This window comes from Pseudidiomarina halophila (genome assembly GCF_003987215.1).
In the GTDB taxonomy this organism is placed as follows: Bacteria; Pseudomonadota; Gammaproteobacteria; order Enterobacterales; family Alteromonadaceae; genus Pseudidiomarina; species Pseudidiomarina halophila.
This window is the reverse complement of record NZ_PIPW01000001.1, coordinates 475,809-491,137: the sequence shown is the minus strand read 5'-3', so window position 1 is coordinate 491,137 and position 15,329 is coordinate 475,809. Positions and strand designations below refer to the sequence as shown.

At 53.2% G+C, this 15,329-nt stretch carries 16 protein-coding genes and 1 other annotated feature; of the genes, 9 read left to right on the top strand and 7 right to left on the bottom strand.

Annotation, left to right across the window (positions count from 1 at the left end; translation table 11 throughout):
- Nucleotides 1–8: 8 nt before the first annotated feature.
- The 4 genes from prmB to CWI69_RS02330 are packed head-to-tail and all read right to left on the bottom strand — an operon-like array spanning nt 9 to nt 2,200.
- Nucleotides 9–911, bottom strand: a complete 903-nt coding sequence (gene prmB / locus CWI69_RS02345; RefSeq protein ID WP_241971016.1) for a 50S ribosomal protein L3 N(5)-glutamine methyltransferase — start codon at nt 909–911, stop codon at nt 9–11.
- Between the two features lie 16 nt (nt 912–927).
- Nucleotides 928–1,437, bottom strand: coding sequence for a phosphohistidine phosphatase SixA (gene sixA, locus CWI69_RS02340; protein ID WP_157984228.1), 510 nt, complete (start codon nt 1,435–1,437; stop codon nt 928–930).
- Nucleotides 1,421–1,762, bottom strand: coding sequence for an RnfH family protein (locus tag CWI69_RS02335; RefSeq protein ID WP_126761522.1), 342 nt, complete (start codon nt 1,760–1,762; stop codon nt 1,421–1,423). Before CWI69_RS02335 ends, sixA begins: the two co-directional genes overlap by 17 nt.
- The gene (locus tag CWI69_RS02330; RefSeq protein ID WP_126761520.1) at nt 1,763–2,200 is read right to left on the bottom strand and encodes a type II toxin-antitoxin system RatA family toxin; all 438 of its coding nucleotides are present in this window, start codon (nt 2,198–2,200) and stop codon (nt 1,763–1,765) included.
- A 124-nt stretch (nt 2,201–2,324) separates the two neighbouring features.
- Here CWI69_RS02330 and smpB point away from each other — a divergent pair, with 124 nt between their 5' ends.
- The 7 genes from smpB to trpA all read left to right on the top strand — a co-directional run bounded on the left by smpB (nt 2,325) and on the right by trpA (nt 9,776).
- Entirely contained in the window at nt 2,325–2,804 is a 480-nt protein-coding gene (gene smpB / locus CWI69_RS02325) for an SsrA-binding protein SmpB (protein ID WP_126761518.1), read from the top strand.
- 166 nt (nt 2,805–2,970) lie between these two features.
- Nucleotides 2,971–3,067, top strand: a sequence feature (Trp leader region).
- A gap of 59 nt (nt 3,068–3,126) precedes the next feature.
- Nucleotides 3,127–4,755 (top strand): anthranilate synthase component 1, encoded by a 1,629-nt coding sequence (locus CWI69_RS02320; RefSeq protein WP_126761516.1) that lies wholly within the window; start codon nt 3,127–3,129, stop codon nt 4,753–4,755.
- Nucleotides 4,752–5,375: an aminodeoxychorismate/anthranilate synthase component II gene (locus CWI69_RS02315; RefSeq protein ID WP_126761514.1), complete on the top strand. Its 624-nt coding sequence runs from the start codon at nt 4,752–4,754 to the stop codon at nt 5,373–5,375. Before CWI69_RS02320 ends, CWI69_RS02315 begins: the two co-directional genes overlap by 4 nt.
- Nucleotides 5,375–6,379: an anthranilate phosphoribosyltransferase gene (gene trpD, locus CWI69_RS02310; RefSeq protein WP_126761512.1), complete on the top strand. Its 1,005-nt coding sequence runs from the start codon at nt 5,375–5,377 to the stop codon at nt 6,377–6,379. Before CWI69_RS02315 ends, trpD begins: the two co-directional genes overlap by 1 nt.
- Nucleotides 6,372–7,760: a bifunctional indole-3-glycerol-phosphate synthase TrpC/phosphoribosylanthranilate isomerase TrpF gene (gene trpCF, locus CWI69_RS02305; protein ID WP_126761510.1), complete on the top strand. Its 1,389-nt coding sequence runs from the start codon at nt 6,372–6,374 to the stop codon at nt 7,758–7,760. Before trpD ends, trpCF begins: the two co-directional genes overlap by 8 nt.
- Entirely contained in the window at nt 7,753–8,946 is a 1,194-nt protein-coding gene (gene trpB / locus CWI69_RS02300; RefSeq protein WP_126761508.1) for a tryptophan synthase subunit beta, read from the top strand. The genes trpCF and trpB overlap by 8 nt, the downstream gene beginning before the upstream one ends.
- The gene (trpA, locus tag CWI69_RS02295; protein ID WP_126761506.1) at nt 8,946–9,776 is read left to right on the top strand and encodes a tryptophan synthase subunit alpha; all 831 of its coding nucleotides are present in this window, start codon (nt 8,946–8,948) and stop codon (nt 9,774–9,776) included. The genes trpB and trpA overlap by 1 nt, the downstream gene beginning before the upstream one ends.
- Here the strand turns inward: trpA and CWI69_RS02290 are convergent.
- Nucleotides 9,709–10,635 (bottom strand): TIGR01777 family oxidoreductase, encoded by a 927-nt coding sequence (locus CWI69_RS02290; RefSeq protein WP_338051825.1) that lies wholly within the window; start codon nt 10,633–10,635, stop codon nt 9,709–9,711. The two genes, trpA and CWI69_RS02290, sit on opposite strands and share 68 nt — an antisense overlap.
- Nucleotides 10,636–10,741: 106 nt before the next feature.
- On the opposite strand from CWI69_RS02290, the gene CWI69_RS02285 reads away from it, so the two are divergent.
- Together CWI69_RS02285 and CWI69_RS02280 are read left to right on the top strand one after the other, a co-directional pair.
- The gene (locus tag CWI69_RS02285) at nt 10,742–11,296 is read left to right on the top strand and encodes an inner membrane-spanning protein YciB (RefSeq protein ID WP_126761504.1); all 555 of its coding nucleotides are present in this window, start codon (nt 10,742–10,744) and stop codon (nt 11,294–11,296) included.
- A complete protein-coding gene (locus CWI69_RS02280; RefSeq protein ID WP_126761502.1) occupies nt 11,277–12,164 on the top strand; it encodes an alpha/beta hydrolase family protein in 888 nt (295 codons plus the stop codon). Before CWI69_RS02285 ends, CWI69_RS02280 begins: the two co-directional genes overlap by 20 nt.
- On the opposite strand, the gene CWI69_RS02275 is transcribed toward CWI69_RS02280, so the two are convergent.
- Together CWI69_RS02275 and CWI69_RS02270 are read right to left on the bottom strand one after the other, a co-directional pair.
- Nucleotides 12,145–14,658: an ABC transporter permease gene (locus CWI69_RS02275; RefSeq protein ID WP_126761500.1), complete on the bottom strand. Its 2,514-nt coding sequence runs from the start codon at nt 14,656–14,658 to the stop codon at nt 12,145–12,147. The two genes, CWI69_RS02280 and CWI69_RS02275, sit on opposite strands and share 20 nt — an antisense overlap.
- Nucleotides 14,648–15,328 (bottom strand): ABC transporter ATP-binding protein, encoded by a 681-nt coding sequence (locus CWI69_RS02270; RefSeq protein WP_126761498.1) that lies wholly within the window; start codon nt 15,326–15,328, stop codon nt 14,648–14,650. The genes CWI69_RS02275 and CWI69_RS02270 overlap by 11 nt, the downstream gene beginning before the upstream one ends.
- Nucleotide 15,329 lies beyond the last annotated feature (1 nt).

Sequence of the window (15,329 nt, the reverse complement as noted above, 5' to 3'; positions counted from 1 at the left end):
AGTGGTTCCTAAAATTTGCTCTGGTGTTCAAGCAGTTCATGTCGTGTCAGTAAGAATACGCCATCACCGCCGCGTTCGAAAGAGAGCCAGGTAAATGGCACATCAGGGTACAGCTCGGCCAGATGCACCATGGAATTGCCCACTTCACAGATAAGAATGCCCTGCTCGGTTAAATGGTCCGGCGCTTCGCGCAGTATGGTGCGCACCAAATCAAGACCATCGTCGCCTGCGGCCAGACCCAATTCGGGTTCGTGGTGGAACTCAGCCGGCAGGTCAGCCATGTCTTCGGCATCAACATAAGGCGGATTCGTCACGATTAAATCGTACCGCTGACCGGCAACTGCGCTGTACAGATCAGACTGCATCGGAAATACCCGGTGTTCAAGCTGGTGAAAGGCGATATTCTCTTCGGCCACGGCCAACGCATCCGTTGAGATATCCAGCGCATCCACTTCAGCTTCCGGAAATGCATAAGCACAGGCAATGGCGATACAGGCACTACCGGTACATAAATCGAGAATATGCTGCGGGGCTTCGGCCAACCAGGGCTGAAATTCTTGTTCAATGAGCTCAGCGATGGGTGAGCGCGGTACCAGCACCCGCTCGTCAACTTTAAAGGGTAATCCCGCAAACCAGGCTTCACCGGTTAAATAGGCGGCGGGCTTACGTTCCTCGATCCGGCGTTGTACCAGTTTAACGAAGGCTTCGCGCTCGCTCAGTGTCAGCCGCGCCCCACGAAATTCATCCAGTTGCGCGATATCCAGGTGCACCACATGTGCCAGCAACACTAAGGTTTCACTTGCCGCATTGTCCGTACCATGACCAAAGAATACATCAGCACGCTGTAACGAGCTGATGCCCCAGCGCCAATAATCTTCAACACTAACGAGTTCGTGAATAGGTGATTCCACAAAACACTCCAAAAAGTTAATCAGGCTCGGCAACGGCCATACGGATAAACTTGCCCCGCCATTGTTCGGCGTCAAGCACCAGTTCAGCAATGCCCGCAGTCGGAAACAGCATAGGTTCGATGGTTTTATCGAGTGCCGCCACAAGATAACTGACAAAAGGCATGTGCGACACGATAGCAACGTGTTTGACTTTAGAACCACGATGCTGCAGCTCGGCGAACAGCCAGTCGCTGACTTGTTCCGCCTGGCCATCCGGGGTAATCGCATCGTTAACTTGTTCGTTCTGCACCTTGACCTGGCGGCGTAACAACGAAGCGGTTTGCCGGGCGCGAATATAAGGACTGACGATCAGCCAGTCGAGGGCGTCAGCATTTTGCTCAGCCAGATAATTGGCTAACCAGTGGCCGCTGGCCATGACTTCCTGTTCACCGTAGGTACTTAGCGGACGAATGGCATCGCCCCGCAACCCTTGTGGCGGCTGCGCCTCACCATGGCGGATAATATATAACTTAACTGGTTTGCTCACGCCGACGGCCTCCAGTGACAGGATCTGCACGACCGTCATCTTTTGCCCGTTCGGCGCGTTGACGTCGAATGGCTTTGGGATCAGCTATGAGCGGCCGGTAGATCTCGATACGATCACCCTCTCGCGGTTGATGGTCAAGTTTAACTGCTTTACTCCAGATACCGACTTTCTGCTGTTCGAGATCAATTTCAGGGAAGTAGCGCGTAATATTCGACTGCGCGATACATTCAGCAACAGTCGCACCTTCCACCACGCGGACCGGAATGATCTGCTGGCGTTCAGGGGTCGCATAAGCCACTTCAATTTGAATGTGCTTTAAGCTCATTTACGCAGTTCCATAAACCTGTTCGGCACGCTTCACAAAAGCATCTACCATTCGGCTTTGTATTTCATTAAAAATATTGCCAAAAGCTAATCCCAGGAAACGATTGGCAAATTCAAACTCTAATTTCAGCACAATTTTACAGGCATTATCACTTAACGGCTCGAAGTGCCAACCGCCACGCAGGTATTTAAACGGGCCGTCAACCAGTTCCATACCGATGCGTCCTGGTGGCTCAAGCTGATTGCGCGTGGTAAACGACTTGCCAATTCCCGCTTTACTTATATCCAGCCGCGCAACTTTAGTGGTGGCGTCCTGTTCTACGACCCGCGCCGAGCGACAGCCCGGAACAAATTCTGGATAACTTTCAATGTCGTTCACTAATGCAAACATTTGCGCGTCGCTGTAAGGCACTAACGCGCTTCGCTCAATGCTTGGCATAATGGGTTCCTTGGCCTGTTAAAAATGTCCGCATGATAGCGTACTTTGCCGGTTGAATCACCCATTCTAAAGTTTGCCCGATAAACAAATTTTCTTTTTAAATCGTATGCGTATAATAGCCGGCATGAGCAAATCTAAATCCCCAAATAATTCCGGAACCATCGCGCTAAACAAGAAAGCGCGCCATGAGTATTTCCTGGAAGACAAATTCGAAGCTGGCATTGCGTTGCAAGGCTGGGAAGTTAAGAGTATTCGCGCCGGTAAGGCGAATATCTCCGATACCTACGTCATTATCCGCGATGGTGAGGCCTACCTGCTGGGTGCGCAAATTCAACCCTTGCTGGCCGCGTCCTCCCATGTGGTCTGTGACCCGGAGCGTTCGCGCAAGCTGCTATTAAAGAAGCGCGAGTTAGACAAGTTGATCGGTGCCAGTGAACGCGAAGGCTACTCGATTGTTGCCACCGCGATGTACTGGAAACAGCATCTGGTTAAGCTGGAAATCTACTTAGCTAAAGGTAAAAAATCGCACGACAAACGTGACACGGTCAAAGAACGCGATTGGCAACGCCAGAAATCACGGATCTTAAAACACAACGCGCGGTAAGCAGCGCTTAAAAAAGCGGTTGACAGTCACCTTTGGCATCGGTTAATTTAGCCACTTGCAACTTATACAACTTCTCTTTTTGAGATTTTTGTTTTGAAAGAACAGAAAGAACTGAAAGAACACTTGAGAGCTAGTGATGACAAAAAATTACGTGCAGAAATCAGTACAGTGGTGGTGGCATTTCCCGAACTAGCGGGCGATGCATCTGTGCGTATTTAACACGTAATTTGATGAAAACCCGCTAAGTCAGCGGGTTTTTTTTTATGCCCGTTGTCATGAAAAAAATACCAACAGTTTTGATAACTTAAGTAAGGGCAATCACGTGCAATTTGAACAACAATCCGGCTACTATCATTCGCTACATCTGCGCTTGCCGTATACCGCCGATACCCAGCAGTTGTACCAACGGCTGTGCGCTGACAAACCCAATACATTGCTGCTTGATTCAGCAGAAATACAGTCACGCAAGCATCTGAAAAGTCTGATCATGGTGCAGGCTGCGCTGCAATTTACCTGCAACGGCAGCAGCGTGGTTATTCGCGCTTTAACCGCGAACGGCGCGCAGTTATTGCCCTACCTGCAGCAACGTTTGCAGGATCTTGCCGAAATCACGGCAAGCGACAGCCAGCTTGAGTGCAACTTTTACACCGCCAGCACCGCCCTGAACGAGCTCGATGAAGAGCAACGGTTACGCCATCAGAGTACCGAGCAGCCATTGCGTATTGTGCAACACCAGTTAACCGCACTGACAGGCAGCAGCGACCATGATTTCTCACTTTTCGTAGCTGGCGTGTTCGGCTACGACTACATTGCCAGTATGGAGCAGTTACCTGAGGTTCCCGAGGCCGACAATAATTGCCCGGATTATCAGTTTTATCTGGCCGAAAGCCTGCTGGTAGTCGATCATCAGGAGCGAACGACTGAGTTACTTGCCACCCTGCTCAGCGGCCCTGACTCAGCAAATTATTATGCGACATTGACCCAACAGCTCGGCGAGATCGTTGCCCACTGCCAACTGCCCATGGCAGCTGCCGACGTGGTTCGTCATTCACAGCAGGTGGTCGATCAGAATGTTGCAGCAACGCCGAGCCGCGACGTTTATGCGACCTGGGTAACGGAGCTGCAGGAACACATTGCCGACGGCGATATTTTTCAGGTGGTGCCATCGCGTCAGTTTGCCCTGGCCTGTCCCGACAGTCTCGCGGCCTATGCCCAACTTAAAGCTGCAAATCCTTCGCCTTACATGTTTTACCTGCAGACCGAAGACTTTGTCCTGTTCGGCGCGTCGCCCGAGTCGGCCCTGAAGTACACCGCAGCCACCAATCAAGTTGAGCTCTACCCTATTGCCGGCACCCGACCGCGCGGTAAGAACTCCGACGGTAGTATTAACTATGATTTGGATAGCCGACTTGAGCTGGAGTTACGCTGCGATCAGAAAGAACTGGCGGAGCATCTCATGCTGGTAGACCTCGCCCGCAACGATCTGGCACGTATTGCCAATCCGGGCAGCCGTTATGTCGCGGACCTGTTGCAAGTCGACCGCTATTCCCACGTCATGCATCTTGTTTCACGAGTGGTGGCCCAGCTGGCCGATGATCTGGATGCGCTTAATGCTTACCGCGCCTGCATGAACATGGGCACCCTGGTCGGCGCGCCGAAAGTCAGTGCCGCCCGCTTGATCCGCCAGTACGAGCAACAGCGCCGCGGCAGCTACGGTGGCGCCGTAGGTTATTTGTCAGGACGCGGCGACATGGATACCTGTATCGTCATTCGCTCTGCTCTGGTGCGCGATGGCAAGGCCTATGTGCAAGCGGGCGCTGGCGTAGTTGCCGACTCAGTGGCAGCGGCGGAAGTCGCCGAAACCGAAGGTAAAGCTCAGGCAGTGATTGCTGCCATTCGCGCCACGTATGCCAGCGAAGACACTGAGTCAACACAGGAGTCACAGCCATGAAGCCGGCACGTATCGTAATGATCGACAACATCGACTCCTTTAGTTACAACCTGGTAGATGAGTTACGGCAACTCGGCTACCCATTGGTGGTTTACCGTAATACCGTGGCAATGAGCACCCTGCAGCGCAGTCTTGACGCATACCAGGGGCCACAGCTGATTTGCCTGTCGCCGGGACCGGGCCATCCGCAGCAAGCTGGCAACCTGATGCAGGTGATCGACTATGCTAAAGGACGTTATCCTTTGCTGGGGATCTGCTTAGGGTTTCAGGCACTGCTGGAAGCTTACGGCGCGCAGGTTCGTCGTTGCGGTGAAACCGTGCACGGTAAAAGCAGTACCGTCAGCTGCCGTAAGCATCCTATTTTTGCTGATTTACCACAGCAGTTGCCGGTCGCACGTTACCATAGCCTTGCGGGCTATGAATTACCTGAAAGTATTGAACTATTGGCGGACTTTCAGAGTACTGGTAGCAGTGGAACAGAAAGTATCCCGATGGCCGCTTATTTTGCCGCACACCGCGCTGTGGGTTTTCAATTTCATCCTGAATCTATACTTACTGGGCGCGGCAGTCAGCTGCTGGCGCAAACCATTGAATTTCTTTTCCGTACGGAGCAGCAGTAATGGAAGCAATTAAACAACTTCTAGCCGGATCCAGCTTATCCATGACCGCAAGTGAGCGGTTATTTGACCATCTGGTAAAAGGTGAGCTCAACGAAATCCAGATCACTGCGTTGTTGATCAGCATGAAAATGCGTGGTGAGAAACCGGAAGAGATGGCTGGAGCGGCACTTGCCCTGCGTCGTGCAGCCAAAACCTTTAACCGCCCTGACCGCCTGGTAGTCGACAGCTGCGGTACCGGTGGCGATGGCAGCAATACCATTAATATTTCCACCACGGCGGCCTTGCTTGCGGCAAGTATGGGACTCACAGTTGCCAAACACGGTAACCGTAGCGTGTCATCCCGTTCAGGTTCTGCCGATGTACTGGAAAGTCTCGGCCTTTCGGTCACGCAGGATCCAGCCGTTGCGGCGCAACAGCTTGATGCCTTTAATTTTTGCTTTTTATTCGCGCCCCATTATCACCCCGGGGTTCGCTATGCGATGCCGGTAAGGCAAACCCTGAAAACCCGTACTCTGTTTAATCTGCTTGGGCCATTGGTCAATCCGGCGCGACCCGACGTGCAACAGCTTGGCGTGTACGACCCGGCCTGGTGCCGGCCGCTGGCTGAAACCCTCAGACTATTAGGCTGCCAGCGCGCCATGGTCGTACACGGTTCAGGGCTGGATGAAATTGCTTTACACGGTGCCACCCAGGTGGTCGAATTGCGGGACGGCGAGTTGCATGAATATCAACTGCAACCAAGTGACTTCGGTCTTCAGTCATCACCGGTCAGTGCATTGCAGGGCGGCGACGCTGACTTCAACGCCATTGCCTTAAAACGTATTCTTGCAGGCACAGCACCGGATGCCCACGCCCACGCGGTGGCTATCAGTACAGCCGGATTACTTTATCTTGCTGGCCAGTACGATACCCTGCATCTGGCAACCGACGCCGTACTTGAACATTTGGCCAGCGGCCAGGCCATGATTCACTTGCAGCAGTTACAGGAGTTCAACCGTGGCTGATACTATCTTACAAACCATTGTTGCCAAACGCCGCGAACGCCTGGCAGAAATGGCAGCCGCCTACCCGGTTGACGAGCTAAAGCGCGAGCTACAGCTCAGCCAGCGTAGTCTGGCACGTGCCCTTAGCAAACCTCGCAGCAGTTTTATCCTTGAGTGCAAGAAGGCGTCACCGTCGAAAGGCTTGATCCGCGACAACTTTCATCCGGTGCACATTGCTCAGACCTATAGCCGTTACGCCGACGCCATTTCAGTGCTGACTGAACCGGATTATTTCCAAGGTGACTTTAACTATCTCACTGCCGTAAGTTGCGCGGTCGATGTGCCGGTATTGTGCAAGGATTTCATTGTCGAGCCGTTGCAGGTGCTGCTGGCACGCCACTTTGGGGCCGACGCAATTTTGCTGATGCTGTCGATTCTTAATGATGAGCAGTATCGGACGTTAGCCCAGCTGGCTGCCGACTACAATATGGATGTACTGACCGAGGTCAGCACCGAGGCGGAAATGCAGCGCGCCGGAGACCTTGGTGCCACTATTATTGGCATCAACAACCGTAACCTACACGATTTAAGTATTGATCCGCAGCGCAGTCGTGAACTCAGCAACTTGGCGCCTGAAGGCGTGCTGCTGGTGGCGGAGTCAGGTTACAGCAGCCACGAGGATGTGCGGGAGACCGCGCCTTACGTTGATGGTTTTCTCATCGGCAGCGCCCTCACGTCACAAGCCAATATTGATCAAGCCTGCCGCGAGCTGATTTACGGTAAGCACAAAGTTTGCGGTCTCAGTCAGGTGAGCGATGCACACGTCGTCCGTGCTGCCGGTGCCGCTTACGGCGGGTTGATCTTTGTACCAGCCTCGCCGCGGTCGGTGACTCCGGAGCAAGCACAACAGCTCATCGCTGCTGAACCGGATCTGGGTTGGGTGGGCGTCTTTGCGGACCGGCCCCTGAAGGAAGTTGCCAGCACCGCGACACGTTTAGGATTGCATGCGGTACAGCTGCATGGCCATGAAGATAGCGATTACATTGCTCAGCTAAAACAGGCGCTGCCCGCGAACACCCAGATCTGGCAGGTTCACCGCGCGGAAGCTCCGTTATTGTTACCGCAAAGTGCCGCAGATCACATTCTGCTGGATAACCTGCAGGGCGGCAGCGGTGAAACCTTTGCCTGGGAGCTGTTAGCCGATCTTAGCCAGAGCGAACGCCAGCGCTGTATTCTGGCCGGCGGTCTGGGGCTTCATAACCTCGACGCAGCGCGGCAAACCGGGCTCGCCCGTTTCGATTTCAATTCAAGTTTAGAGCGTGACAAAGGCGTCAAAGACGCCGGTAAAATCGCGCAGTTGTTTCAACAGATTCGTCAGTATGGGAAACAAAATCATGAGTAACTATCCAGCTTATTTCGGAGAGTTTGGCGGACAGTTTGTCCCGGAGATCCTACTCCCGGCTCTGGACCAGCTTGAGCAGGCTTTTGCCGATGCTCAGCAAGATCCCGAATTCCAAAAAGAATTTAAAGATTTACTGAAAAACTATCTGGGTCGGCCGACCCCGCTGTCACTGTGCCGTAACCTGCCTGTTGATAGCCCTAACGGCACAAAAATCTACCTTAAACGGGAAGATTTATTGCACGGCGGCGCGCACAAAACCAACCAGGTGCTCGGTCAGGCCCTACTGGCCAAGCGTATGGGTAAAAAGCGCATCATCGCTGAAACCGGCGCCGGTCAACACGGTACCGCCACCGCCCTTGCCTGCGCCTTGCTTGATCTTGAGTGCATTATTTACATGGGCAAGAAAGATGTCGAACGGCAACAGCCGAATGTGTTTCGCATGGAGTTGATGGGCGCTAAAGTTGTACCGGTAGACACCGGCAGCGGCACCCTGAAAGACGCGGTAAACGAAGCTTTACGCGACTGGACGGCAAGCTACCACGACACCCACTATCTGCTCGGTACAGCCGCAGGCCCGCACCCCTTCCCAACAATTGTGCGGGAGTTCCATCGCATGATCGGTGCCGAAGCTAAAGCGCAAGTTATAGAGCGCGCCGGACGTTTGCCTGATGAAGTTATCGCCTGTGTCGGCGGCGGTTCAAATGCCATCGGTATGTTCGCAGAGTTCATTGATGAAGAAGGCGTCGAGCTGGTTGGCGTGGAGCCTGCTGGCAAAGGCCTGAAGACCGCGCACCACGGTGCCACCCTGACCGCCGGTCATCCGGGCATTTTACATGGCTGCAAATCGTTCCTGATGCAAACCGACGAAGGACAAATCGAAGAAAGCTATTCGGTCTCTGCCGGGCTCGATTACCCCGGCGTAGGGCCGCAGCATGCTTATCTGCAAAGCATTGGCCGGGCGCGCTATGAGTCGGTCACTGACGACGAGGCGCTGGACGCTTTTAAACTGTTAGCAGAAAAAGAAGGTATCATTCCGGCACTGGAGTCCGCTCATGCGCTGGCCTATGCACTTAAGCGTGCAGCCGAGCCTGATGCACCGGAAATTCTACTGATTAATTTATCGGGCCGTGGCGATAAAGACATTGACCACGTCCGTCGCATCTTTCAACAGCAGGAGCAGGCCTAATGAATCGCTATCAAGCCATGTTTGAACGACTTGACGCTGCCGATCAAGGCGCTTTTGTCCCTTTTGTTACCCTGGGCGACCCCAACCCCAGCCAGAGCCTTGAGGTGATCGAGGCGCTGGTCGCTGGCGGTGCGGACGCACTGGAGCTCGGTTTCCCGTTTTCCGATCCCGTTGCCGACGGCCCGACCATCCAAAAAGCAGCGATTCGCGCCTTAGCAGCTGGCACGAAGATTTCCGATTGCTTTGCCATGCTCACCGAAATTCGCGCCCGTCACGCTGATATCCCTATCGGCTTGCTGGTGTACGCGAATCTGGTTGCCAGCGCAGGTCTGGATAATTTCTATCAACGCTGCGCGGCCGCGGGTGTCGATTCAGTACTGATCGCCGATGTGCCCGAGCGGGAAAGTGCGCCTTTCATTGAAGCTGCACACGCTCACGGCGTGGCACCTATATTTATTGCGCCGCCGGACGCCAGCAATGAACGGTTAAAAAGCATCGCCGCGCGCAGCGAGGGTTACGTCTACCTGCTGAGTCGCGCCGGTGTTACAGGCACGGAAAGTAGTATGCAAAAGCCTGCGACCGCGGTTATTCAAGCCTTAAAAGACGCCGACAGTGCGCCGCCACTGTTGGGTTTTGGTATCGCTCAGCCGGAACACGTAGAAGCAGCGCTGGCAGCTGGTGCTGCGGGTGCTATCAGTGGCTCGGCAGTGGTTAACTTTATCGCTAACCACCACCAGGACCCAACGCGTCTGAAAGAAGAGCTTACGAGTTTTGTTCGGAAGATGAAGAAGGCAACAAACAATCGCGCAGCGCTGCTTCAGCAGAGCTAAACTCAAACTCAAATCCCGCTTGCTGCAACCGTGCCGGTTCGACCCGCTGGCCGGTTAGCAGCATTTGCGACATTTCACCTAGCAGCAGCTTCAAAACCCATGCTGGCACGCGCATGAAATGCGACTTCCGTAACACTTTGGCAATTTTGGCACTAAACAGCTCCTGCGGCAGCGGATCTGGCGCAGTGCCGTTATAAACGCCCTGACAGTCATCGTGCTCGAGTAAAAATTCAAATACCCTCGCGATGTCCTGCAGATGAATCCACGAGAAGTATTGCTTACCGTTACCTAATGGCCCACCAAGGCCCAGCAGGTAAGGCGGTAACATTTTTTGCAGGGCGCTGTCATCGCTGGCTAAAACCACACCGGTGCGCACCACGCATACGCGGGTTACCGACTGTGCTTCAAGCGCCAGGCGCTCCCATTCAGCACATAACTTGTGGGCGAAATCATCGGGCAAGTCGACCGTCTTATCTTCGGTCATCACTTCGTCGCCCTGTGCACCATAGTAGCCAATCGCCGAGCCACTAATAAATACCTTCGGCGGCTGCTCACAGGCTCGCATCCGCTCGCTCAGCTTGCGGGTGATTTCCCAACGGCTTTCCTGTAACCGGGTTTTCTGGCGCGCGGTCCAGCGTTTATCAGCAATGCCCTCGCCTTGCAGGTTAATAACACCATAGAAATCGCTTAAATCGCTCACATCGTCGAGGCTCCTCAGCGCCTGTACGCCCTTGCCAAAACGCTTCGAAGCTTCCTCCGGCTCGCGACTTAGCACCGTGATCTCGTACCTGTCGCGTAACCGACCTATAAGCTCGGTGCCAATCAGTCCGGTTCCTCCGGTGATCAGTAATTTCATCATTCGACTCCTTGTGGTAGCTAGACTACCTTTAAGTTTAGTCATTGTTGGTAGTCGGCAACAAACTTTTCTGGCAAACTCGTATTATTGTGTATTTTTGGAAATGACCATGCTGTTTGTGCTCGAATATTTACCTATCGCACTGTTTTTCGTCTTTTACCTAATAGGCGATATCTTTTTGGCGACCGGCGTACTGATGCTCGGTACGGTTTTACAAATCATCTCACTCAAATTTATGCGTGAGGTCATCACTCCACGCCACTGGATTATCTTGTGTGTCGTTTTGATTTTCGGCGCCGTAACTCTGTTACTGCATGACGAGTGGTTCATCAAACTCAAAGTCACGGTCATTTATGTCGCCATTGCATTGTTGCTACTTATCGGTCTGTGGTGGAAAAAACGCAGCCCGCTGCAGCAATTTCTCGGTGAAGAAATCAACCTACCCGATTTTGCCTGGCGCCGGCTGACCTATGCCTGGGTCATCTTCACGCTGGCACTGGCGGCGGTAAACCTTTATATCGCCGAATACTGGACCCTTGATGCCTGGGTCAACTTTAAAGTGTTCGGTACTCTGGGAGCGACATTAGTGTTCACCATATTCACCGGTGCCTACATGTTTAAGCACCACACCGATCGGGAAAAAGATGCCGAAGAAATTGAATAAGCGGATCCCCCTGGACAGTGCTCCGGGGCGGACCATTTATTTACATCATTATCCCGCTGACAACGCCAGCAAAGTCGTCATTATGGCACCAGCGATGGCGGTACCGCACAGCTATTATGCTGATTTTTGCAGTTGGCTGTCACAGCAAGGCTATCACGTCATCGGTTTTGACTATTACGGCATTGGTCTGGCTCAGGAAGACTCCTTACGCCATTTTGATAGTTCGATAACCGACTGGGCAACCCTTGATGCCCAAGCAGTATTAGATAAATGTCTGACTGACTTTCCTGAATTACCAGTAGTTTGGTTCGCGCACAGTATCGGCGGCCAGCTGTTTGGCATGCTCAAGCACACCGATCAGGTCGAGCGCATGATCACCGTCGCCACCGGGACCGGGTACTGGCGCGATACTAAGCCCAGCCTCAAATACAAGTCCTTGCTGCTGTGGTGGGCCATCGTGCCCTGGTTACTTCCTTTAGTTGGCTATTTCCCGGGCGCCCGTCTGGGGATTGTTGGTAATGTTCCGAAATCAGCCATGGCACAATGGCGCCGCTGGTGTTTACATCCGGATTACCTGGTCGGCGCAGAACATCTGTACCAGACCTATGCCGCAGTCAAAACACCCATCATCAGCATAGGCTTCAGTGATGACGAGCTACTGACCTATCGCAACATCGATGCCATGCATGACTTCTATCGCAGTGCGCCGCAACGCCGGCTACGCATTGAACCCGCCGACTTTGATTTAACCAGCATTGGCCATTTTGCGTTATTCCGCCCACGTTTTGAGAAACTGTGGGCGGAACTCCTGTTACCGCAATTTACTGCCGAATTGCCGACCGACCGGGCTATGCCAAGCGTCGAATAAGCTGAGCAGTGTTACGGCGGACCAGCCGATTACAGGCTAAACGTCCCATAGTACCGACAATTACAGCACCTGCCAGCGGACCAATGAGCCAGAAGCGCCAATGGAATGTCGCGGCCAGTTCAAACACCTGCGTCTGCAATATATACAAGGACAGTTCCATCGCAATTGTGGCAATAAAACCACTGATGGCTCCCAGCACGATAAACTCATAGGTCACACTACGACTTAATAATTTTGCCGGAGCACCTAAGGTTCTTAGGATCACCAGTTCCTTTTGCCGCTCCTCCATTGACGCCTGTACCTGGGCCAATAACACCAGAATGCCGGCTACAATAACTAAGATCAGGACAAACAGAATGGCAATACTGACCTGGTCAATCACCTCGCGCAGCTGATCCATAATGGCATCAAGATCGATCAGGGAAACCTGCGGAAACGGCTTGAACAGTTCATAGAGTTCGCTTTTCCGTTCTTCCGGCAGATTGAAGCTGGAAATGTAGCTGGCCGGGAAATCGGACAGTGTTGCTGTGTTGAATATCATATAGAAATTCGGTTGCAACGAGCCCCAGTTCACTTCACGAATACTGGTAACCGGGACACTAAAGACCTCGCCACCAATATTAAAGGTCAACTCATCGCCAATACCAAGACGCATGCGTTCAGCAACTTCACTTTCAATTGACACTTGTGGCTTTGGATCATCACCCCACCATTGGCCTGCTACGACAGTATTATTCGGTGGTAAGGTGTCGCGCCAGGTTAAGGATAATTCACGCCCAAACCCCTCGCGCTGCTCCGAGGATGGCGCTTCTTCACTCTCGCGTTCCTCCTTACTCACCTCGTCGACCACGGCCACATCATTTACGGCGGTCATGCGACCCGGCACAATAGGGTACATGTCGTTGACCTGGACATCGCGCTCATCAAAACGCTGTTTTAACTGCTCAACACTATCTTCAGCGACATTCACTAAGAAATAGTTCGGCGCATCATCCGGCAGTTGCTTTTGCCAATCCGCCAGCAATTCGTGGCGTAATGCCAGCACCATCAGTAACAACATGATTGCGGTCGAGAAGCTTAGCATTTGCACACTGTTCGCCTGCGCCCGCCGTTGCAGCCCTGCCATTGCCAGGCGCCAGGCGCTGCCAGCTTGCATGCCCGCCTGACGACTGGCGCGAATAAAGAAGCGGCTCACCAGCAGCAACACTACCGCCGCCAAAGCACCACCTGCGAAGAGTGCTGTCGATAACAGCCACTGCTGACTGTACAGCCATAACAATAAATAAATGGTACCACCCGAGGCGACCCAGTGTAGCCAGCGCCAGCGATCGGTACCGGTGAGTTCGCGGTTTAACACCCGTAATGGCGGAATTTCGATCAACCGCAACAACGGGTACAAGGTAAACATCACTGCACTGACCAAACCTGTGCCCGCCGCAAGTAAATAACCGCGGCCACTTCCGGCTGGCAGATTGACGTCAAAGTAGCGTGCCACCAGATCGACCACCTGCCCCTGGATCAGCCACCCCAGCACCAAACCAGTGACAATACTGAACCCCGTCAACAACAGCAGATGCAGGATAAACACCTTTTGGATTTGCGCCCGTTGTGCCCCGAGGGTTTTAAAGATGGCCACCACATCGTAATTACGCTGACAATAACGTTGCGCAGCGACTGCCACCGCAGTTGCGGCCAGCACCACGCCTAACAAGCTGGCCAGCAACATAAAGCGCTCGGCCCGGCGTAAACTGCGTGCCAGTGGCGAATCACCATCTTCAATGCTGCGCCAATTGTGGGTGTCGTCATTGAGCTGTGGCTTCAACCACTCTTCGTAGCGATTCAGGGCGTCATTTTCACCGGCAAAGAGCAGATTAAACCGCACTCGACTGCCGGGTTGGATAAGCCCGGTACCTTCCAGTTCGCTGTAATTAATTAACACGTTGGGGCTGTCGGTAAATACCGAAAAACCAACGTCAGGTTCATAGGTTAAAACCCGGGTCACCGCAAAGGTACTGTCACCTATCTCAAGATTATCGCCGACGCTTAAGTTCAGTTCCTGAAACAGTGCCGCGGCAACCCAGGCTTCACCTGCATCCGGCAAGCCTTGCGCCAGTTCATCAGCGGCATAGGGTTGCTGGGCAGTGCGCAGCTCGCCGCGCAACGGATAACCCTCGCTGACGGCTTTCACATCAACCAAAGCCAGTTCTTCATTGGCAAACGCCATCGAGTTAAACACCACCCGATCGGCGGTCCGAAGCCCTTCCTCCTTGGCGCGATCGAGCCAGTCCTGGGGAATATCCCGCCGTGAGCTCAGCACCCGATCCGCTGCCAGGAATTCGGCGCTGCGCTCGGTTAAACCGGCCTGTAAGCGTTCGGTAAATAACGCAAGAGAAAGCACCGCAGTCACCGACAACACTATGGCTGCAGCCATAATCGTCAGTTCACCCCGGCGCAACTCGTGCTTTAATAGTCGCCAGGAAATTTTATGCCACATCGCGTTCCACCTCGGCCAGTTTACCGGCCTCCATCCGCAACACCCGTTGACAGCGCTCTGCCAGTTCGCTGTCGTGCGTCACCATGATTAAAGTGGTTCCCGACTCCTGATTCATTTCAAACAACAGATCTTCGACTTTGTGGCCCGTTGCCGCATCCAGATTCCCGGTTGGCTCATCAGCAAACAAAATCTTCGGAGTGCCGACAAACGCGCGCGCAATCGCTACCCGCTGTTGTTCGCCCCCTGAGAGCTGATTCGGATAATGGGTCAGACGATCACCCAGCCCCACCTTGCCAAGCAGCTCGCGTGCTTGCTTTTCTGCATTTTTATTACCCGCCAGTTCAGCCGGCAACATAACGTTCTCCAAAGCCGTCAAACTTGGAATAAGTAAAAACGATTGAAAAATGAAGCCAACCTTGTCGGCGCGAACTTTTGCCCGCTGCTCCTCATCCAAATCGCCCAAATTTACGTTATCTATTGAAACATCTCCGGCACTAGCGAGGTCTAAACCGGCAAGCAGACTTAACAGAGTCGACTTACCGGAACCCGATGCGCCTACAATAGCGACGGTTTCGCCGGCTTCAATTTGTAAGCTCGTAGGTTGTAAAATGTGTAGAATACCTTCACTAGTCTCGACATCTTTTCTTAATTGAGTGGTTTGAATAAGCATT

What these genes read in the sequence shown, in the direction of transcription:
- CWI69_RS02335 (WP_126761522.1), bottom strand. Translation starts at nt 1,762, where the DNA reads ATGAGCTTAAAGCACATTCAAATTGAAGTGGCTTATGCGACCCCTGAA.
- CWI69_RS02330 (WP_126761520.1), bottom strand. Translation starts at nt 2,200, where the DNA reads ATGCCAAGCATTGAGCGAAGCGCGTTAGTGCCTTACAGCGACGCGCAA.
- smpB (WP_126761518.1), top strand. Translation starts at nt 2,325, where the DNA reads ATGAGCAAATCTAAATCCCCAAATAATTCCGGAACCATCGCGCTAAAC.
- CWI69_RS02315 (WP_126761514.1), top strand. Translation starts at nt 4,752, where the DNA reads ATGAAGCCGGCACGTATCGTAATGATCGACAACATCGACTCCTTTAGT.
- trpD (WP_126761512.1), top strand. Translation starts at nt 5,375, where the DNA reads ATGGAAGCAATTAAACAACTTCTAGCCGGATCCAGCTTATCCATGACC.
- trpB (WP_126761508.1), top strand. Translation starts at nt 7,753, where the DNA reads ATGAGTAACTATCCAGCTTATTTCGGAGAGTTTGGCGGACAGTTTGTC.
- trpA (WP_126761506.1), top strand. Translation starts at nt 8,946, where the DNA reads ATGAATCGCTATCAAGCCATGTTTGAACGACTTGACGCTGCCGATCAA.
- CWI69_RS02290 (WP_338051825.1), bottom strand. Translation starts at nt 10,635, where the DNA reads ATGATGAAATTACTGATCACCGGAGGAACCGGACTGATTGGCACCGAG.
- CWI69_RS02285 (WP_126761504.1), top strand. Translation starts at nt 10,742, where the DNA reads ATGCTGTTTGTGCTCGAATATTTACCTATCGCACTGTTTTTCGTCTTT.
- CWI69_RS02280 (WP_126761502.1), top strand. Translation starts at nt 11,277, where the DNA reads ATGCCGAAGAAATTGAATAAGCGGATCCCCCTGGACAGTGCTCCGGGG.
- CWI69_RS02275 (WP_126761500.1), bottom strand. Translation starts at nt 14,658, where the DNA reads ATGTGGCATAAAATTTCCTGGCGACTATTAAAGCACGAGTTGCGCCGG.
- CWI69_RS02270 (WP_126761498.1), bottom strand. Translation starts at nt 15,328, where the DNA reads ATGCTTATTCAAACCACTCAATTAAGAAAAGATGTCGAGACTAGTGAA.